18 protein-coding genes are annotated in these 19,691 nt (G+C 34.6%); 3 read left to right on the top strand and 15 right to left on the bottom strand.

Going from position 1 to position 19,691, the window contains the following annotated elements:
• Nucleotides 1–248: 248 nt before the first annotated feature.
• From FQV28_RS18705 to FQV28_RS18650, 12 genes are all read right to left on the bottom strand, one after another.
• Nucleotides 249–3,746, bottom strand: a complete 3,498-nt coding sequence (locus tag FQV28_RS18705) for an SIR2 family NAD-dependent protein deacylase (RefSeq protein WP_146498038.1) — start codon at nucleotides 3,744–3,746, stop codon at nucleotides 249–251.
• A 450-nt stretch (nucleotides 3,747–4,196) separates the two neighbouring features.
• The gene (locus FQV28_RS18700; protein ID WP_146498037.1) at nucleotides 4,197–5,210 is read right to left on the bottom strand and encodes a serine hydrolase domain-containing protein; all 1,014 of its coding nucleotides are present in this window, start codon (nucleotides 5,208–5,210) and stop codon (nucleotides 4,197–4,199) included.
• Between the two features lie 28 nt (nucleotides 5,211–5,238).
• The gene (locus FQV28_RS18695; RefSeq protein WP_146498036.1) at nucleotides 5,239–5,574 is read right to left on the bottom strand and encodes a phospholipase D-like domain-containing protein; all 336 of its coding nucleotides are present in this window, start codon (nucleotides 5,572–5,574) and stop codon (nucleotides 5,239–5,241) included.
• A gap of 75 nt (nucleotides 5,575–5,649) precedes the next feature.
• Nucleotides 5,650–6,333: a hypothetical protein gene (locus tag FQV28_RS18690; RefSeq protein ID WP_146498035.1), complete on the bottom strand. Its 684-nt coding sequence runs from the start codon at nucleotides 6,331–6,333 to the stop codon at nucleotides 5,650–5,652.
• 139 nt (nucleotides 6,334–6,472) lie between these two features.
• The gene (locus FQV28_RS18685; protein ID WP_186763941.1) at nucleotides 6,473–7,354 is read right to left on the bottom strand and encodes an aminoglycoside phosphotransferase family protein; all 882 of its coding nucleotides are present in this window, start codon (nucleotides 7,352–7,354) and stop codon (nucleotides 6,473–6,475) included.
• Between the two features lie 80 nt (nucleotides 7,355–7,434).
• On the bottom strand, nucleotides 7,435–7,923 hold the full coding sequence (locus tag FQV28_RS18680; RefSeq protein WP_146498033.1) for a GNAT family N-acetyltransferase: 489 nt from the start codon (nucleotides 7,921–7,923) through the stop codon (nucleotides 7,435–7,437).
• Nucleotides 7,924–7,969: 46 nt separating this feature from the next.
• Nucleotides 7,970–8,974: a phosphotransferase gene (locus FQV28_RS18675; protein WP_146498032.1), complete on the bottom strand. Its 1,005-nt coding sequence runs from the start codon at nucleotides 8,972–8,974 to the stop codon at nucleotides 7,970–7,972.
• Between the two features lie 124 nt (nucleotides 8,975–9,098).
• Nucleotides 9,099–9,449, bottom strand: a complete 351-nt coding sequence (locus FQV28_RS18670) for a cupin (protein WP_146498031.1) — start codon at nucleotides 9,447–9,449, stop codon at nucleotides 9,099–9,101.
• A complete protein-coding gene (locus tag FQV28_RS18665; protein ID WP_146498030.1) occupies nucleotides 9,446–10,009 on the bottom strand; it encodes a nucleoside/nucleotide kinase family protein in 564 nt (187 codons plus the stop codon). Before FQV28_RS18665 ends, FQV28_RS18670 begins: the two co-directional genes overlap by 4 nt.
• 27 nt (nucleotides 10,010–10,036) lie before the next feature.
• Nucleotides 10,037–10,939: an alpha/beta fold hydrolase gene (locus tag FQV28_RS18660; RefSeq protein ID WP_146498029.1), complete on the bottom strand. Its 903-nt coding sequence runs from the start codon at nucleotides 10,937–10,939 to the stop codon at nucleotides 10,037–10,039.
• Between the two features lie 165 nt (nucleotides 10,940–11,104).
• On the bottom strand, nucleotides 11,105–11,545 hold the full coding sequence (locus tag FQV28_RS18655) for an NUDIX domain-containing protein (RefSeq protein WP_146498028.1): 441 nt from the start codon (nucleotides 11,543–11,545) through the stop codon (nucleotides 11,105–11,107).
• A 30-nt stretch (nucleotides 11,546–11,575) separates the two neighbouring features.
• The gene (locus FQV28_RS18650; protein ID WP_146498027.1) at nucleotides 11,576–12,199 is read right to left on the bottom strand and encodes a histidine phosphatase family protein; all 624 of its coding nucleotides are present in this window, start codon (nucleotides 12,197–12,199) and stop codon (nucleotides 11,576–11,578) included.
• Between the two features lie 236 nt (nucleotides 12,200–12,435).
• On the opposite strand from FQV28_RS18650, the gene FQV28_RS18645 reads away from it, so the two are divergent.
• Together FQV28_RS18645 and FQV28_RS18640 are read left to right on the top strand one after the other, a co-directional pair.
• Complete coding sequence (locus tag FQV28_RS18645; RefSeq protein ID WP_146498026.1) at nucleotides 12,436–13,194, top strand: alpha/beta fold hydrolase; 759 nt, start codon at nucleotides 12,436–12,438, stop codon at nucleotides 13,192–13,194.
• Between the two features lie 55 nt (nucleotides 13,195–13,249).
• Nucleotides 13,250–13,942 (top strand): hypothetical protein, encoded by a 693-nt coding sequence (locus tag FQV28_RS18640; protein ID WP_146498025.1) that lies wholly within the window; start codon nucleotides 13,250–13,252, stop codon nucleotides 13,940–13,942.
• Nucleotides 13,943–14,038: 96 nt separating this feature from the next.
• Here FQV28_RS18640 and FQV28_RS18635 read toward each other — a convergent pair whose 3' ends face one another.
• Both FQV28_RS18635 and FQV28_RS18630 read right to left on the bottom strand, forming a co-directional pair.
• A complete protein-coding gene (locus FQV28_RS18635) occupies nucleotides 14,039–14,335 on the bottom strand; it encodes a hypothetical protein (protein ID WP_146498024.1) in 297 nt (98 codons plus the stop codon).
• Nucleotides 14,336–14,355: 20 nt separating this feature from the next.
• Nucleotides 14,356–14,649, bottom strand: a complete 294-nt coding sequence (locus FQV28_RS18630) for a hypothetical protein (RefSeq protein ID WP_146498023.1) — start codon at nucleotides 14,647–14,649, stop codon at nucleotides 14,356–14,358.
• Between the two features lie 180 nt (nucleotides 14,650–14,829).
• Here FQV28_RS18630 and FQV28_RS18625 point away from each other — a divergent pair, with 180 nt between their 5' ends.
• Nucleotides 14,830–15,195 carry a helix-turn-helix domain-containing protein gene (locus FQV28_RS18625; RefSeq protein WP_146498022.1) on the top strand — a complete coding sequence of 122 codons (366 nt, stop codon included), beginning with the start codon at nucleotides 14,830–14,832 and terminating at the stop codon, nucleotides 15,193–15,195.
• Nucleotides 15,196–17,391: 2,196 nt separating this feature from the next.
• On the opposite strand, the gene FQV28_RS18620 is transcribed toward FQV28_RS18625, so the two are convergent.
• Nucleotides 17,392–19,209: a M3 family oligoendopeptidase gene (locus tag FQV28_RS18620; protein WP_146498021.1), complete on the bottom strand. Its 1,818-nt coding sequence runs from the start codon at nucleotides 19,207–19,209 to the stop codon at nucleotides 17,392–17,394.
• Nucleotides 19,210–19,691: the final 482 nt, after the last annotated feature.

Raw genomic sequence — 19,691 nt, 5'->3', positions numbered from 1 at the left:
CCCCTAGATAATTTCAAAGAATGATTCCTCCTTGTACATAATGTCGAACTACGAAAACTTTATTTTCTTGTAAATGAAAGTTTATAAAATCAACATTTCTTCTTCAGTAAAATTGACCATTTTAATAAGTTAAGTATTTTGCATATAGATATTTTTAAGGAGGAAAATCATGGTTAAGAACGGAAGAAAGAAGTTAAATTAAAATACTTCTATTAAATTCCAAGGCAATATCAAAGTTCATACTATTTTTATTCAAAATGCATTATAGCTGACCTAACTTCAGGCAACTTATGGTTTAAGATAAAGTTTTTCCACTCGTCGAAATGCTTACCAACATAATCTGATTTGTATTTAATTAGAATAGCTACTAGTCTTGCATAATTTCCTAGCAATTTAAAATCATGATAAGTTCTAATAAGTGTCTCATCTTCTTTCAATGCTACTAAATATTTGTTCAAGTAATCGATTATTGAAGAAATAAGACTATCATCGACTAAATCAGAATCCATTTCCACTATTTTAGTAAATACGTGTATTGCCTCATTTAAACTTTCACCATGACCGTATTTTAATATTTGAAAAAGCTCATTTTTAATTAAATTAAAATCTTCATCTAATTCATTTTTACTTATGAAGATCGTGTAATCATAAAGTGAGGTTATCGAGAATTTACTTTTTTCTTCATTTTTATCTGAAAGGTTTTCAAGAATATATTTCAAATTATAAGCTCGTCCAACTCCTATCCTTATCAAGGAAGGTATTAGGAGCTGCGCCATTTCAGATTTACCATTTAAGATATCATTGAATATTGCCGATATTTTATATTTATCTTCTTCTCGTAAGTAGCCTAGAGGTATAGCACCCCATATATTGTTTTTTAACACTACTATTATTTGCAAAAGCATTTCTTCTGTACGCACTAAAGATCCAAAAATCCTGTTTTTTTGTTGAAAAAATCCAGGCTTTTGACTTTCCCACCATGGATAAAATTTATCAAACCACTGCTGATAGTATTTCTTGTCCGGTTTATTAGTATCATCTGACTCTGTTATACTTTTGAAATACATTTTTGTCATCTGAAAATAATCAAAAACACTAGTTCCATCAGACATTGAATTTTCTTTATAAAAGATGGGTATATCTTTTACAATAAAGTCGTCTAGAGCTTCCAGCTGTATTTCATTTTTTCCATTTGCAATATTATCAAAGCTATCAACAATTAAAAAGTCACTAATTCCAGATCTCTTATCAGTTTCCATATTGTACATCGCCTGCTTGAAACTCTCGCGGTGATGTTCATCAAGACTTCCAGACATAGATAAAAACGCTAATCTTAAAAATGCGCTTTCTTTGATTGAATAATCATTATTATTTTTAATAATCTCTAAAAGTCTTTCTGGTTGAGTAGGAGAAATTTTCATCCCTTCTACCTTCGCACCTTGGCTAAATATTTCTAGTACTGGCTCAAAAAAATAGCTAATGTAAACACTTTTATCGTCATATTTCTGACTTCTTATATCTAATTCAATTAACTTCTCTACAAATTCCTTCGCTTTGTCTGGATGTTTGGCATAAAAAATACGTCTAACAGCATTCTTTAAAGCTTGTATTTCAAATAATTTATCTAATTCTATCCTTTCAATAAAGGAGAGAATTTTAAAATCGATATTATTTTGTATTTCAGCATCCATAATCATATATATTCTCGAAAGAATTTCAATTGCATTTGCATTTTCGATGTTTGATAACCGGTCTTTAGTTAAAGTATTTTCAAGTATATTAATCAAAACGTTTTTGTCTTTTTCATCCATGCTATAAACATATTCTCGTGTAAATAAATTTTCTATTTCTTTCTTATTCGCTTTAAGTATTCTCTTGGCTAAAGAATATTGGGGATAAATTGAATCTATATTTTTTAATGCCAATTCATATTGGTTTTTATCTGCTACCTGAAAATTAAACTCTTCTTTAATTTGAACTAATGCATATGATTCAGCTAATTCTGCTACAAAACCACTTCCAAAATTTGTGGTAACGGTCTCTCTTCCAGGATCAAAAACTGGAGTTGTTTTTGTACCATATTTTGGACGATATTCTTTAATCGATCTTAAGAGACTTTTGAATTCTTTGCCCGAATCACAATACTTAGTACTAAGATTACGCAGTCTATCTTTTCCATAAGATCCTCTTAAATGATGAAGTATTATACTTTCTAAAGAAAGTAAGCGATAATCATCCATCTTTATAGCCAAAAGACTTCTAATAGTCTGTAGATAGTCCTTAAACAAAGGCTCAGCTTTCTCAACCTCATTTACTCGAGTATAAATACACGCTTTCTTAATTCCCCATTCTAATTCTTTCGATCCAATCTTCCAGTTTTCGAGAGTTGTTAATACAATATTAACTTTATTTAAATCTAAGTTAAATAAGATTTTCTCATAAGTTAAAGCGTGATTTTCCTCATCATTTAATTCCAGAGGTTTAACCAATTCTAAATACCGTTGAAAGCTTTCTTGATCAAAATCTAATCTAGCTTCTTTTATTAACCTCAACAGAATTAATTTTAAATCTAATTTTTCACCGTTATAAACTTCTACTATTTTTCTAAGCTTTTCAAAAAAGTCATAACTTAAATTAATATAGAGTCTATCAAGATACCAAATTACCTCGTTTATTTTCTTTAAAATATCTTTATTAATTTCTTCCACTTTTATCTCAGTAATAAAACCCTCAGAATTTCTCCAAAATCCTTCAGAATTATATCTTCTTATTTCGTCTGGTAAAACAGCCCACCCTGGATACATATTGCGATTATAATCATAAGTATCTTCGATGACTTTAATATTATTTTTATGAGGCCATTTCATTTTTTCTACTTTATTTTTATAGGACAAAAATTCAAATAGATCATTAAACATTGTGGTAAATGGTTGAGAATATCCTTTGTATATTTCTTTGAAATCAATTAATGTTATTCCTTTTTCCTCCAGGTCATCACGACGAGACTCTTGATCATAACCAATCATATATATTTTAGGCATATGTTCTTTCAGATTACTCTTTACCCAAGAAGTCCATTTTATAAAGTTAGGGTCATCTCCAGAAAAACCTATTAATACGAATGTAGTTTCCATAATTGATTGTTGAACCATGTTTACAAATGGACTAAAATTCTCAGGGTAATTATCATAATCGCTCTTTGTGAAAATAAACGGTCTATTTGCAGGGAAACTACCATGCAATTTAACAATTCTAGGTTGTACTGAACTTGGAATATCATTCACATCATATATAACTTGGTAACTTTTTTCATAAACACTTCTTTTTGCACGTTCTAGCAAAGTATCATAATTAGTTGTATAAATGTCTGTCCAGGGCAGATTTAGTAATTTAAAATGGAGAGTATCCGGCTCAAAGTTATTATCAGGAATTGAAGATTTTAGTAATTCATCGAGACTTGATCTTCCATATTCATCCGAATAAATTTGTGCTATTTTTAAAACATCTTTATTTTCAATATTTTCGTGATGCATTAAATCTTCTACTAATTTTCTTTTTAAATCATCCCATAGGGACATTCCTTCAAACGACGGTTCTATTTTAGTTGCATTTTTACTAAAACCTGAGCCGATCATTACTGAAACTCTACTCTTAGAATCTTCAATCCATAACTTATCTCTAATTTTTATAAGATGTGTATACATTTTTAAATTCTCTTTATAAATTCTCTCAGGTTCATAATTCATGGCTTCACCTTTCTCGCTTGTTATTTATTAATTATATAATTAATTAGAAAATAAAAGTACATTATCATATTTGCTAAGCTAGCTATCTAATGACGACTATGGACAAATATTATTTCGTAACTATCATTTATCGTATAAAGAGAATATCTTAAACAAGAAAAGAGAAGAAACCTAATACTAACCCCTTCTCCTTATCGAGCAATCATTTGTTATTCAGATAAAATTAATTTAGATAAAAGTTTTATAAACATCTTTTGAGTTATGGCATATATAGTTGAAGTAATAACATCCTAATCAATTTTCAGAGGATGTTCCATGCTATCAAATAATTTTTAAATACACTTATATAAAAAGGAAAACCAAATGCTTATAGTTGAGCATCTTGTCTTCCCTTTCGATTTCGATAAGCCATAATGTGTAAACTACAAATCTGAAATAAACACGAACGAACTATAAGCATTGCATAATATAATCTCCAAATGCTCGGACATCCGATAAATAATCGAACCCTTCCGGAGAACCAAAACTATTGAAGGCACGGACTGCAACGATATTATGTTGAGGGATTACGAGCAATGTGACACCTGTATAGCCGAGAATTTGATATGAACCTCGCGGAACTTGTTCCCCAATCTCGGACTTCCTCGCTGGCAAATCCTTCACAAACCATAAAAATCCGTTTTGCGGCAGATCCGGATTAATGGTATCGGGGCTTTGCAAGCTTGTCGCTAAACTTAAAACATCACTTGAAACCACTTGTTTTCCTTCCATCTTTCCTTGTTTGAGGTGAAACAATCCCCACTGGGCCAATTCTCTAGCCGATACGTACATATTCATCTTATCCCCATCGGTACTTTCACTTGTGTACCAACTTCGATCCAGTGGTTTTCTGATGACTTCCACAAGTTTCTCATTTGATTCGCCATACCAGCCTGTCTCCTTAAACTTCAAGGGGATGAATACCTGTTCTTCTAGAATTGCAGCCACCGTTTTGCCAGTCGTTTTCTTCACAATCTGTGTCAGCATATCAATCCCTATTCCACGATAGGCCCAACTCTGTCCCGGTGGAAATTCTCTTTCGAGTTCCCCTTCTTTGTTCGTAAGTCCATGTGTATGCGTTAATAAATGGCGCAATGTGGTATGGGCTAATACATTGACATCCAATTCCGGAAGGTAACTGGACACCAGGTCATCAACTGAATTTATATCGCCTTTCTCTACAGCATACGCCATCGCGAAGCCGATATAACTTTTTCGGACGGAGGCAACATGAAACTGAGTATCTTCTTGGACCGGACTCGCACCATCTGCCTTGGTCTGTTTCCCCCAATACTCTTCCACAATAATGGCATCGTTTTGGATGATGACTACCGCGGCCCCTGAACAATCCACCAATTTCGATGTATCCCGGACATGGGTCACTACCGAATCAAACTGTGAATTTAATTTTGTCTTTAGCAACATGTTTTTCTACTTCCTTTCAGCGATTGAGTCAATTCTCTCCAGAGTTACCTTGCCACGTTTCATCAAAATAGTTTAGGATGCTTTCTTTAATACGCTTATTCTCAATAGGGATAATCAGGCTTGGCTTATTTCCTAACCTGTTGAGCGAAGACCCGGTCATATATACGTTTTTCCGATCTATTATGATGTATCGGTCATGATGCCCGTTTGATTTTTTGATTTCGATGTTACCTCTTTCTTTCTTCATTTTTTGATAAAAAGTATCAAAATCACCCTTCAGTTCCCCAACAATTCCTTGGATTTGAACTTTCGAATTTAGGTCTTCCACCAACGAAAAAAAAAACGCTGTCAAAATAAAGGTCAATTATCTGAACTTTTCTCTTCGCCCTATTGAAAATCTCCTTCACTTTTCGATAGGCTGTGTACTCTTGGCCTTTTTTCAAAAAACAGGTTCGTCATCTTCGATTTGTTCCGTTATGACCGAATCCCATTCTTCCTCAAACCAATCCGCATCAATCGTTTCCCAATTAGGATTTTTCAGACCTTTGTCAAAAGTCACTTGCTCATAATGGGAATCTAGTCCCTCAATATGTATGTCCTTATAGTGGATGGCTACATTATCTTTTTCCAAACTATAACCAAGTTTAAGGAGATAGACCTCTTCAATTTCTTTTAATATCACTTCTACTATATTCGAAATGCTATTTCCACCATAACTATGCTTCATCAGCAACATTGGCTTATCAAAAGCATAAAACTTAAACTTCACATAGATGCCCCTGCAGGTGATCTCATCCCCGATGGTCAACTGTTTCTCTTGGAAAATCTTCTTTCTCGACTGTGAGTCCAGTCCGCGTCTGCCTTCTCCAAGCTTCTTTAGGACGTAATGTTTAGAAGAAGTATCATATAGCCCTTTCCTTTTGGTCAGTTCAAATGTAGCCCTTGTGATGTAATCTGTATTTCTAATTAATTCATGCTTAGACATATTGGATAATATTAAATCGTAGCCACTGAATTTATTATTGATTAGCTCTGTCAATTGGGTTAATTCTTTGTCATTAATCTTTTCAAAATTCACATCAACCTTGTTAAATAGACTATCCAATTCCATCTGTTCGTTCATTTTAATCACCTATTCATCACTATTTATATAATTTTCTTTGGATTGAAGTCGGAAAAGCCCACTTAAATGGATATACTGCACAATATCTCGGATTACTTCTCGCGCCATCTAATGACAAATTTCATTTAGCTGATGTTAATCAATAAAACTGATTTCTAAAATGCGGATTGATGATGTTTTTCCAATAGTTCCATGCGGCTAAATATGAAGCAAAATCAGCTGGGTGATGTTTTAAGCAGGTTGCCAATCGGAGGTATAGGACAATCGCCACTTCTTCATAGAGCCACTTCTTATCAATTGGCTGAACCACTAATAAGCTTGCTGCTGAATCTAACGTTTCTTTCGTTAAATCTGCAGGAGAGGAACAGAACGCATAAATTAAATCGTAAAGAGGAGGACCATATACCGGAGCTGGGTCAATTACGCCGCTCAATCGGCCATCTTCCATGATAAAATTATGAATGCCGCAATCCCCATGAATCAAAAAAGGGTCTCCAAGTGACTCATACCTTCCCGCTCTCATGGTGAGGGCCATAACCAATTCCACATCTACTTTTAGTAGATGATCAGTTAAAACTTCACTGGATCTCCTTACCTCAGTTAGAAGAAAATTTCCCCAAGAATTTATTGGACTATCTCTCCAACCCCATCCCTCAGTAGAAGAAACGGTCTTATAATTGTTTAGTAAGTCAACAACCATTGCTTGGAGAATCTCTTTTTTGTTGGGAGTCGATACATTGACTGTTGCTCCTGGGATATAAGTATATATAATGTATTTATTTGTAGGATCCGTATAGATTAATTCAGGCAAAAGCGGGATGTCTCGATACAAATCAAGAAATTCTGCCTCAGACTTCACAATATCCGGCTTGTTAGATTTAATTACAAAATCCGATCCGTTCTCAATACTTAAAAGATATATCTCACTTACCGTTCCACCTGTCAGTGGTTTGCACTTTTGATTATCGCCTAGAATAAGTTTCTTATCCTCTAACTCCTTCATAACTTTAGAAATATCCATTCCATACCCCTTTTCGAATCTAATGTTTTCCGTTTTTAAAAGGCATAAACTAAAAGAAAACAAGCATCTACTCATGGTTATCATTTTGAGGATCTAATAGAATAAATTGCTTGCTCGGTTCCAAATCTGAAAACTGTCCGCTCTAATTTCATGCCTAATTTCTTCAAGAGCTTACAGGAAGGCTTATTCGCGATTTGAGTTTCAGCCACTACTGTTGAAAGATTTAATTCGTTCAAAGCAAAATGAATTATTACTGAAACTGCTTCAGTCGCATACCCTTGTCCCCACTGGCTCGGTAAAAATTGATAGGAAATTTCTTTAAACATGCCTTCATGATGAGGATCCAGAGAAACCAAGCCAATAAAATCAGCTGTGTATTTTTCTCTCACGACCCAATAATAGGAGTCCTTACTTGGGTTAAGCATAACGTCTAATTGTACTTTTATTGAATCATAAGGACGAATACCACCAAGATACTTCCTTACTTCTGAATCGAGGTAAAGATTTTTCACATCTTGAGTATCCGATTGTTGAAATGGAACAATCAAACACCGTTCTGTTTCAAACAAGTAAAACTCCCTCTCTTTCTTTACTGTCCATTTAAAGAATTAATGATTAATCTTTATCATTAAGCCAGTCTGCAATTACTGAAGTTTTCTCGGCATAATCTTTAATTTCCTTTATTGTTCCAATTACTTGTGCCGTACCCATCTTTTGTTCTTCTTCATCCGTGCATTCCATCCACAAAGAACGCTTTAAGTTGTATTCCAGCCACTCCAATTTTCCTGAAAAACCTATTGCTAATACCGTTGTCCAGTCTGCCTGAATTTCTCCGTATCTCGTTTTATAACCATTGATAAAAGAAAAAAATCGTTCCTTATCTACGTTTCCCGCTTCAACTTCAGACCAGTAAAGTGCCGTTTCAATCAAATCATGCATTGGATTTATATAACCAGAGGATTCCCAGTCAATCAGTATAGGATTCTGGTCGTTCCATAAAACATTTTTCGGATCTAAGTCCCTGTGACTAATGACTCGATTTGTCGAAAGCATTCGCTTCGCTCTGTTTGCTAATGATCCCCACTCAGATAGTTCATCAACTATTTCAGCTAATGAATCAACCCAGGCAGCACCAGCTTGTTGTCCTTTTTCAATAAAATATTGCCACTCTATAGATTGGTCGTTGTTGTCCGTTTCTTCTTTTATGCGAAGTTCCGAAAAATCAGTCCCATGGATTTCAGCAAGTAGCGACCCAATCTCCTCATTATGCCTGACAGTAATTGTGTTAAAATTTAAAGTTTCGCCCTCTACCCAATCGTAAACTAAGTAAAATTGAGCATCGATTTTTTGAATAAAACTACCTTGAATTTCTTTTGCGGGAACGACCGGTAAATTCTGCGATACAAAGTTGGCTATTCTTTCTGAATTGATATAATTTGTCATTGCTTCAGGCCGTTTCATAATTTGAGGATTTAATATATTTATCGCATACTTCCCTTTGGTTGTTTCAAGCGAATACATTTTATGCAAAAGACCACCCGATATCGGTACTGGAATCCCTTCTATTTCACCGAGTCTGGAATGGATACTTAACCTTTTAAACAAGTTAATATCATACATGCTTTAAACTCCTTAATTATATAAATCTGAGATGAGATTATGTTGGTTTTAATATAAAGAAACTCCTTAATTACAGGAGTTCCCTCTTTCAAATATGTAGAGTACTTCGTTAACACAATAATCTTTATAAAGGCATCAATACCGCCGTGTTTAGCTCTTCACTTTCTATCACAATTGCAGTTAACCCAGTATCAGTTTTGGTTTCGTGCCACTCATCTTTATCCCAAAATACTGCTTCACCACTGTGAACTTTGATGTATTCTTCTGTTTCACCTCTAACCCAACCTTCTCCGTTTACAATCAAAAGCAGCTGAGGAATAACCGCTTGATGATAACCAACTAGCCCATTCATATCTAAATGGATGCATCCTATATGAGCGGCTTTCTCAGTCTGAGCGATGCGTGACATCACAAAATTAGAGTCGAATTTTGTTATTTTCTTACCTGTCTCTTTTTTGAATTGATAGATTTTCATACAGTCCTCCCACCAGAGTTTACTCTTTCACAATTTTCAATTATCAAGTTAGTGATTTCTGCTATCGATAAAGTACCGTCTATCACCAAGTCTGAATTGGGTTTAATGGTTTCAAGCATTTTCAGATACGCAAGTCTTCCTTGAATTGCATAATGTTCCATCTGTACCATAATCTCTTCGACAGAACTATACTTAAAATCTCTGACCGTCCGCCGCGCTAGTGCGATATCTAAAGGAGTGTCAATGAACACAGTGAAATCGATAAACTCTCGTGTTTGGGAATGCTGATAGGCAAATGGAAAGTCTAACAGGATGTAGTCGAGAGGTTCTGTCAATAACTCCTCTAGGTCTTTAATGAATGGTTTTAAGTTCCATTCATCATAATTCGAACCACGACCTACCCACTCTAAGACATTCTCTGGCCCTTCTAATTCATAGTCATCGAAAAACAATGCTTTTGATTTTTGGAGCTGTTCCGTTAGACGCGCAACGATTGTTGTTTTACCTCCACCAGAGACACCGGCTATCGCTATGACAAGTGGTGATTTTAGTCCTTTCATTGTATCCCTCCGATTGATACCCGTTCGTTAGGCAAGTTCATGCTGCAATATTTCAGTGACTGATTTGACAACTAAATCTGGTCGGTCAAGATACACAGAATGACTCGTATTCTCCGCAAAAATTAGCTTGCTGTCTCTGGATAGCTTTGCCTGATCTATTATTAGCTGCTCCCAGGTTTCTTCCAACAGTGTTAATTCACTTTCTGGCAAACCTTCTCTAATTCCCTGTCGGATCATATGTTTTTTATCCCTTCCAATGACCAGAAGCGGAAGACCATCTACTCTACCAAGAACCTTTATTATCTTGGCATCAATCTTCCAATGCTCCACCTCTGACTTCATCGCCTTGTATAGATTAGGTTTTTGCTGAAATTCAATTAAATTTTGCTGAATAAAATAAGGGAGTTTCTTTTGCTGTTCTGTCAATATTGGCTTTATGATTTTCTTAAGCTCTGTCTCACGCAATCCAGCGTAAGTTTTGCATGTTTCTATCCATTCTTCATCCGATGAGTCCTCGTTAAGTATAGGCAGCTCCAGCGCATCCAGCTTCTCTAAGTCTTCTGAAGTCGAATCAACCAAGATTAATGCCCTTACTTTATGTGAATGCAGCTTCGCAAAATGCTGTGCGCATAAGCCACCATAAGAATGGCCAATCAATAGGATCGGTTCGGTTATTTTCAATACGCTCAATAAGCACGTGATCTCCTGAACAGTTTGGAACGTTGTGCGATTTTCATTTCCGATTTCGCTTTCTCCAAGTCCTGGGCGATGGAACATGATGATTCGATTCGTCTTACTTAAAACTTCGGTTACCTCATACCACTCCTCGAACGAACAAGCCATTCCCGTTAAGATCAGAATTGGAGTTCCGCTACTTCCTTTTTGTAAAATTTCGAGCTTTTTATTGTTTATACGAACAAATTGTTTCATCATTTCGCCCCTGCCATAAACATAGTTAGTGACTTTGATTCTTAAAGGAATAGAGCTAATTTCATTTTTACAAAATTCAAATTGGCTGCCATTGGTTTTCTGAAGAAAGGGTTTTTGCTCCCGAAAAAATTTCTTTCTTGATAAGTTTAAACATCTCTCGGTCTATCAGATCAATAAAGAATCTGCATTTCTTTTGACCAGGTTATCAGCAAGTTGAATATTCTCCTTTAAATAGCTTGGAATCTCAGCATGGGTTAAAATTTCCTGAGTACTCATCCAACTCACACTTGCAACTTCATCAGGGTCTTTCACAAATGGTTTTCCCCCTTGATAAGAGCAAAGAAATACGATGTCTACTACTGAAACACCAGACTCAGTAACAAATGAAGAACTGTTTACATACATAAGGTTTGATACTGTAACGCCAACTTCTTCCTCAACTTCTCTGATCAATGTCCGCTCCAGGATATCAGATGAATTTCCTTCATCATCAACTTTTCCGCCTACTAGAGCCAATGCTCCAGCCGCATGTTCTTTTTCACTTCTCCGTACAATCAACCACTTTTCGTCTTTATAAATTGCAGCTTCAACATTTACAATAAACATCTTGTCAACTCCAGTCCTTCGAATTATGCCTTATTCCTTCATTGCTAAGTTTTTATGTACAGTGCAACCTTCTAATATCAATTGATAACCTTCATCGCTTTTTTCGACGATGGTTAGACTTGTATCTTCGATAAACGGAGGATCCCACAAATTTTCAATTCCATTATTATTGAAAATGGTAAAAAGGCATTTAATTACAACCGAATGCGTTACAATCAACACATTTCCTGATGGATATTTGTGTTCAATCTGTTTTAAAACTTCCCTTACTCTTTCAACTGTTTCATAAAAAGATTCTCCTCCATTTGACACATAATCGTTTGGCGCATTCCAAAAAGCATAAAAGGCTGCCGGTTCCTCTTCTTGTATAGCTAATAACGTCTTTCCTTCCCATGTCCCCATATTGATTTCCTTCAAGTTATCATTAAGTAAAATGGGAATCGACCGATTTCCACGAATCAAATTAGCCGTTTTCCGCGTTCTTCCACTGGGGCTGGCATATATAATATCTAGCGGAATGGGGTTCATTCTATCTCTTAAACAAAGAGCGTTTTCAATCCCGTTCTCTGTCAAAGGCGAATCTTGCCATCCCTGCATCTTCTTTTGTGTATTCCATTCTGTTTCTCCATGCCTTGTTATGTATAGTGTCAGCATTCATTCACCACATTAAATTTAAAAATCATTATGCAAAACACCCTTCTTTAATCTTCGATATCCGATAAAGGAAATACTGCCTATTCCTTACTATATCTAATTACGATATTTAAATCCAATTAATTTCCAGAATATTATAGTATAATTAAAATACTTACCAGTTAATGAAATTAAGAGCTGGAGAAAGTCATTCATTACAATAAATAAAGCATTAATTACAGAATCGGGGGAAGTAGATGAACAAGCAAATCGAAGAACAAAGCATCGATATAGGAGGAGTTCAACTTTACTATGAGGACGTAGGTAAAAGCAGCGGAAATCCTACTGTTGTTTTCGATTCTGGTTATGGATGGACCACGGAAAAATGGAATTCCGTTAAAAATGAAGTTTCCGCCTTTTCTAGAATGATCATCTATGACCGGTCAGGACTTGGGAGAAGCAGCTATGACGGACGCCCTCGCCATAGCCAGCAAAATGTCGAGAACCTACGCGCCTTATTGCAAAAAGCCGAAGTGAAGCCGCCGTATGTCTTAGTCGGACATTCTTTCGGAGGCGTTAATGTCCGTTTATACGCGAGTACATACCCGGATGAAATCGCAGGCCTTATCCTTTTGGACTCCTGCCACGAGGACCAGAACAGACTCATAGCTCCGCTCTTTTCTCCTCAAATCCGAGCAGAGTATTTTGGTCAATTTATAGTAGAAGGTACTCTGGCTGAATTTGAAGAAAGCCTAGAGCAGGTTCGAAAACATAAGTCGCTTGGAAATGTCTCTCTTACAGTCATTACAGGTGGAAAGCAACCTCATCATACAGTCGAATCCTGGGCTTATTGGATGGAGTTTCAAAAGAATTTAGCGCAGCTAAGTTCTCACAGTCGCCATATCATTCTCGAGGAAGCGGGACATGGCCTTCACCTTGATTGCCCCGAAGCTGTCATCGAGCAGATTAGAACCATGGTTGAATCTCTCAAAGGAAAAGTGAACAGACATGTTTAAATAATTATAAGAATTTTATTTGCCTGTTTAAAATATATCGATATGGAGGATATTAATGATAGTAAATGCACTGTTTGATCATTACTACAGTATTAAAAGAAAGAGAGGTTATGAAGTTATTGGTTGGCAATGGATCATTCTTTTTCTAACTACAATAATTGCTATGGGAATTGTTGGAGGATTTTTAATCACTACTGGAGAATGGAGTCTAAGTATTATTTTTCTTTTACTTTTCATCATCTTGAAAATCATTTCGAGAAAAACAGATATTATTTTAGAAAAAGCAGCTGTAGCTGGTACGCCAAAAGCAAAAGAATTAATTCTAAAATTTTTACAAACTGAATTTAACTTTAAGAAAAACATAGCTTTTATAGAGCTTTCCAATCAGTTGCAACTAAAAGCTGATGAAAGCAAGAAAACTTTTAATTTTACCCCTCAAATTAATATGATTCTGCCAGTATTCATTCTACTTTTATCTTTAACGGTTCAGAGTTCCCCTAATACTTTGCCTGATGTTATAGCATTAGCTGTTTTAGTACTTATAGTCAGTCTTAGTATCAATCCTGCTATCAATACATTTAGCGATATATTCCTAAATAGTAAGTATGAAAAAATCATGGAATTAGCCATACTTGTACGTGAGATTTACTTGGATGAGTTAGCAAAAGAAAATTATGTCAACGATAAACCACATGAAACTGTTCAAATAATTAAGATAGAAGCATTCTCTCAAAACTATAATAATTAAGTTCAATATACGTCTATAAGAAAAAGCCATTCATTTTTAGAAACAACTTTCTGTTTTCTAATCTTGAATGGCAGATTTTATATTTACTTGCTGTATTTACTCTATCTCACATTCAAAATCATTAGCCTTATTATAAACACTGTTGATTTGACGTTTAGCCTCGGTTACCTGAGATTCAATAAGTTTTATATCATGTTCCTTTGGTGAGTCTACATGCTCTAGATTTACTCCTATAACACCGGTCATATACCCTTTATTCCCTAACAGGATCCTTAATTCATTAAATAGTTCAGAAGTAAAGTTTTCATGAGCTTTGTTTTTCATTTCTTCTTCCTCTGAATGCTCTACAAGCGTTGACACATCTATAAATAATCTACCATCATAAATTTCCACTGGATTCCCCCCTGACCAATCTATATTTTTTTTGGCATTACAAACATATCTACTGCAAGTATAAAAGCATCATTAAATCCAGTTTTATATGCAATATTGGTTTGTGAAAATACTTGTTCGAAAATGTTATCTTTTAAATCACTTAAAGCATTCATCTTAGCTTCATCACTGTCGAATTGTTTTAGCTGTTTAAGTTTCTCATCTAAGTCATGATCGAGAATCTCATTATATGAAACAAATTCTTTACTATTGATGACTTCTTCTATCCTTCTCTCCACCAGCTCATTCATTACTTTCTGAAATTCTCTAACCATCTTTTCCCCTCCTTATAATTCTCTTTTCATCATAATTGACGAATAGAGAATAAATTTATTTTATATTAATTTAGGATATTTGTAAAACCAACAAATAATACGTTAAAATCAATGGAGTTATTTCTAATAAAAATACTTAAAGTTAAATACTAATTTTTTTACATTAGAAAGGAAAGTTCAATGAAAAACCTTATTGCTGGTCAGCTAATTAAAGAGTATAGAAAAGAAAAAAACTTTAAGTTGATTGAGTTTGCTAAGGAAATTAACATGGCCCAGTCTTCTCTTTCCAGAATAGAAAATGGTACCCGGGAGTTATCTATATCTGTTCTAACCAATATTTGTAACGGATTAGGAATCTCCTTAAGTGAATTCTTTTTAAAATTGGAAGGAAAACAAGAAATTTTAGAACCTTCAGTTGAATTCTCAAAAGAAAGTTCGAATGAAATTAATGAAGACTTGGATTCTTTATTGCATTCGACTATTGCTTCTCTAACTACTGAGCAAAAAAAAGGTCTCTATATTCTTTTGTTTCCTTACTCTAAATAATTTAATTAAGGTAACTGCAAATGAACTAATGGATATGTATGAAAAATTTTTATTAATATCCTCAACCATCCTTTTAGGTCTAGGAATCAGGTATTTTCATATGACTTGCTTTACTGCTTGAAAAGTTCTTTTTTTGTTTCTTATATGATTCGATAATTCCGAATTCCTTAATAATTTCAGATTGGATTCATTTAAATTCCTTTGGCCTCTTAATAATTCTTATCAAGTTTTGGGCAACTTTTTTCATAAACATCTCCACTTTTAAGGTTGTTTTTTTCTCCATTTTCAACTCCCATTCTTAATTTAGGTGTTAAAAATTTCTTGCTGCATGTTCCTCTTGTTTTTTTGTTATATTGTTCGCGTCCTAAGTAACCAACTACTTCGGTTATTTAGACCCTGAGTAATACAGATTCAGCAAGTAATAGGTTTTATTTCATTGTTAAGTCTATTACTCAGGAGCTTTTAAACTATATTACTTCGGAACAATTTACTGCTTTTCCAAAAAAAATTATTTTAGGTTTTTCAGTGTTAGTAGCACTTTTCTTGAAATGTATTTATATTTCAAAATGACATTTATGAACCTTCCATTAGATAATTTAATATTTGAAGAAGTTAGGGGTTGGGGGTTATTTCAGTGAGTTATTCTTCTAATATAAGTACCATGGAGTGTAACAAACAGTAGAGGTTTAATTCTATGGAATCCCTTACGAAAAATTAATAAGAACTTTTGATATTTTTGAATTCTTGATTAATGCTATCTGACCGTAAATGCAGTACTTATATCGAAAGTAAAGTCTGTGGTTTTTTAACTCGATCAATAATTACTCTAGCTGCCATTAGTTGTATATTCTACTGGGCAAAATATTTACTTTAAAATATAAACTAACAGTAAGTGACATCGAAATATCTTTTGGGCGGATTAATTTTGTCGTTACATATTGAATGTCGTACTCGTACAGGGTTGCTGCCAGCCCAACTAAAGGAAACTAAGAGTATTAAGTCTGTAATTCAAGCTTGCCGTTACAGCATTGAAAATTTGAACAAAAGCGAGTTCTTTGGAATCCTGAAAAATAGTCACCAGTCAAGTTTCTATAGGATTGTTTTCTTTAACTTCTCATACTTATACTTGTGGTGTCTTGTCTTGTCTTCTTAAGTTCGTTATTGGAAATTACATTAGTTATTAAAGTTAGTTACTAATGTTGGTACCTTTATTAGTTACTATGTTTTTCCACTAATTATCTATATAAAATTCTAGCCAAAAGCCTTTCATAGAAGGCTTTTTTATAGTGTCTAATATTAATCACCTATATTAGTTACTATTTAAGAATTTCAAAGTAATTGTTCTCTTTAAGTGAAATATATTTAGTATCGGTATCTTTTATTCCCAAATTCACTACTAATGCCTCTATTAGTAACTAATATTAATTACTAATGTTGGTACTTTTATTAGTTACTACGTCTCTTTTTCGAATTATATACTTAACAAATCTAATCAAAAGACTTTCATAAAAGGCTTTTTTATAGTGTCTAATATTAGTAACTAATGTTGGTACCTTTTACGGTTAAAGAATACTAAGGATGGAAAACACTAATGTATCAACTCGAAACAGATGAATTTGTTATTTTCCTTTCGGATCCAAGCGAAATCAATTTCGCATTAACCACCATTAGCATTTAGAAAGTTTTCAAAAATTCTTCCAAGTTTTATCATACGAAATCAACCTATCCCTCATCATAAGCATCAGTTTATATCTGATCCTGGCAGTTCCAATGCAGACTTATTACAGCATGCCCATGCCGCCATGTCTCACTTTCAAAAAGAGAAGACAACGATTACTGCTTCTACAGCATGGATCTGCAAAATCAGCTCATAGGTAGAGTCTTAACATATACAAATAGCAATGTCAGAAAATTAATGGGGCTTTGCTTATCAATCGAAAGTTGAGTTACAAATTAGAGAAATGATTGGTTTGTAAACTGTTACTTCTACTTATAATTTGCACTGATTTTAAGCGTTCTCTTGCACTAATATTTCGCCGATTACATGACGTATTAAAAATTGATTATGCAAAGAATAGAGGAAAATTAAGAAGAGGAGAAGCTAATGTAAGTGCTTCTCCTCTTCTAATTATTAACTAGTTATAAATCCCTTTATGCAAGAACTCAAGCTAAATTCCTCTAAATTCTCTGTACCTATTAATTGATTTGATTGACTAGATCAACCGAAGAAAGTCTAATGAATTCTTCTACATCATTGACACAAAGCGCCATTCCTTTTTCCCAAAAGCTCTCTTGCGTAATATCTTCTCCTAAGTGTTTCATGGCCAATTCTTCTACTGTCATACTTCCGCTATCCCGAAGCAGTGACAGGTAACTCTGTTCAAATTCTTTTCCTTCTTCTTTCGCTTTGGCATAAATACTGACTGAAAACAGATAGCCGAATGTATACGGAAAGTTGTAGAACGGAGAAGAGGTAATATAGAAATGCGGAGTTGAAATCCAGGAATGGATAGGCAGATGGCTCATGGAACCGCCATACCCTTCGGCCAAGGCATCACGCATCATTTCATTTAAACGTTCTGCAGCTACCATCCCGTTTTTTCGTTCCTCGTATAGTCTTTCTTCAAAAAGAAATCGAGCATGGAGGTTCATAAAGTTCATAGCACTGCGCTTGATTTTCTCGTCCAAAAGAAAGAGTTTCTCTTCTGTATTTTCTGCCTGATTAATTGCTGCATCTAACACGATCATTTCAGCGAAAGTAGAAGCCGTTTCAGCTGTGGTCATGCCATATTTTCGGTTAAGTGGATTTACTGGTTTCATGGCATGGTTATGAAAGGCGTGTCCTAGTTCATGCGTTAGCGTCAAAAGATTGGTCATGGTCCCTTCATAGGTTAAAAAGACTCTGGATTCACCCGTAAGAGGAAAACCGGCACAAATAGCAATAGCCGATTTCCTAGGTCTGCTTTCGGCTTCGACCCATCCCTCTTCGAATGCCGTACGGGCAAAGTTCTCCAATTCAGGTCCAGATTGCTGAAACTGCTGCAGAATAAAATCAGCAGCTTCGGGATAAGGGATTGATGTTTTACTTGCCTTAAACGGCGCCCAAAAGTCATAAGAGGGCATTTCGTTATTCCCAGACAATTTCGCCTTGTGGTCTAAGTAATCAGCAAACGATTGCTTGTGTCTGGTAACGACTTGCCACATCGTCTGTAATGTTTCTTCTTTCATTCGGTTGTCTTTTAGCGGTTGTTCCAAGCAGTTTATGGTTCCTCGCTTTTGATTTACCTGTATCCGGAAGCCGGTTATATGATTTAATATCCTTGCCATGATGTCTTCCTGCGCTGTCCACAACTGTTCCAACGCCTTGAAAGCTTCTTCACGCACCTGTTGATCTACATGGAAACGCAAATTATTGGCTTGGCCAACAGAAAGTTCTTTTTTGGTTCCGTTCATATCTATAGATACTTTGAGGTTATTCAGGATAGAGCGATATAAATCGTTCCACCCATGGTACCCATCATACATCAAATCGGAAATCAGCTTTTCTGCTTCACTGGATAGTTTTGAATCGGCTTTTTGTCGCCATTCATTTAAGATAAAACGATATTCCTTTAAGCTCTCTGTTTCCAGCAGGTTAGTCCAAGGCGTTTGATCCAGTTGTGAAAGTAGTTTTTGAAAACGCTGAAGAACAGTTATGTATTCGTTGTTCACAACAGAAGTCTGCCCTTGGAGGAATACCACTTTTTTGTTATCGGGATGCTCCGCGAGCAAACAGGAAGCAAATGATGTCATTTGTGACAGTGCTGTTTGAATTTTCCCCATATCCTTTAGAAGGCTACCAAGAATCTTCTCACCTAACTGTTCGTTTGATACCTGTAGGGCATCTACCTTACGAGCAATCTCTTTTATTTCGATTTTCGTCTGTTCAATTAATTTAATAAGTACAGGAGAATCGGAGCCACCTTCAAATATGCTGTCTAAATTCCAATTTTCTAAATAAACTTCTTTATTCAATAAAACTCCTCCTAATATTTCCACACTATAGAAACATATGTTCCTCTTTATTTTATCTGAAGATGTAAGTGAAGTCGAAATAATTTAAAAACTTATTAGATAAAAAAGCTATGGATAATAAATAGAGAATAATGTACTGATTTTTATGACACGAAACACCTCAAAAAAGATCCTTTTCAAATCAACCGATAATGTGTGCAGAATATGACGAGTTTTGGAACATAGATGATAGATTCTATTCACTATCGATTAAATAAAATTGAATGCAATATTAAACTACCAGTAGTCGAATTTGAATTATAGAAATAAACAATAATAAGGTGGGGTTAATTTTTGTAATGAATCTAAATACGTAAACCATTTTAAAAATGATATTGAAATCCACTATTAAAATTTTTTTATGAGCTTTTTATCAAATTCCTTATTCAAATATTATTGAATAATAAATTCAATTAATATAGAATAATATAAAATATACTTAG

Origin of the sequence: Planomicrobium sp. CPCC 101079 (assembly GCF_007859275.1) — a bacterium.
GTDB lineage: Bacteria > Bacillota > Bacilli > Bacillales_A > Planococcaceae > Planococcus.
The sequence above is the reverse complement of the archived record's forward strand: the minus strand, read 5'-3'. Positions and strand labels throughout refer to the sequence as shown.

Excerpts from the sequence above, each read along its gene's own strand:
- FQV28_RS18675 (WP_146498032.1), bottom strand. The coding sequence starts at position 8,974 with ATGTATGATATTAACTTGTTTAAAAGGTTAAGTATCCATTCCAGACTC.
- FQV28_RS18690 (WP_146498035.1), bottom strand. The coding sequence starts at position 6,333 with ATGAACGAACAGATGGAATTGGATAGTCTATTTAACAAGGTTGATGTG.
- FQV28_RS18665 (WP_146498030.1), bottom strand. The coding sequence starts at position 10,009 with ATGAAAGGACTAAAATCACCACTTGTCATAGCGATAGCCGGTGTCTCT.
- FQV28_RS18630 (WP_146498023.1), bottom strand. The coding sequence starts at position 14,649 with ATGGTTAGAGAATTTCAGAAAGTAATGAATGAGCTGGTGGAGAGAAGG.
- FQV28_RS18685 (WP_186763941.1), bottom strand. The coding sequence starts at position 7,354 with ATGGATATTTCTAAAGTTATGAAGGAGTTAGAGGATAAGAAACTTATT.
- FQV28_RS18660 (WP_146498029.1), bottom strand. The coding sequence starts at position 10,939 with ATGAAACAATTTGTTCGTATAAACAATAAAAAGCTCGAAATTTTACAA.
- FQV28_RS18705 (WP_146498038.1), bottom strand. The coding sequence starts at position 3,746 with ATGAATTATGAACCTGAGAGAATTTATAAAGAGAATTTAAAAATGTAT.
- FQV28_RS18650 (WP_146498027.1), bottom strand. The coding sequence starts at position 12,199 with ATGCTGACACTATACATAACAAGGCATGGAGAAACAGAATGGAATACA.
- FQV28_RS18655 (WP_146498028.1), bottom strand. The coding sequence starts at position 11,545 with ATGTTTATTGTAAATGTTGAAGCTGCAATTTATAAAGACGAAAAGTGG.
- FQV28_RS18670 (WP_146498031.1), bottom strand. The coding sequence starts at position 9,449 with ATGAAAATCTATCAATTCAAAAAAGAGACAGGTAAGAAAATAACAAAA.
- FQV28_RS18625 (WP_146498022.1), top strand. The coding sequence starts at position 14,830 with ATGAAAAACCTTATTGCTGGTCAGCTAATTAAAGAGTATAGAAAAGAA.
- FQV28_RS18640 (WP_146498025.1), top strand. The coding sequence starts at position 13,250 with ATGATAGTAAATGCACTGTTTGATCATTACTACAGTATTAAAAGAAAG.
- FQV28_RS18700 (WP_146498037.1), bottom strand. The coding sequence starts at position 5,210 with ATGTTGCTAAAGACAAAATTAAATTCACAGTTTGATTCGGTAGTGACC.
- FQV28_RS18645 (WP_146498026.1), top strand. The coding sequence starts at position 12,436 with ATGAACAAGCAAATCGAAGAACAAAGCATCGATATAGGAGGAGTTCAA.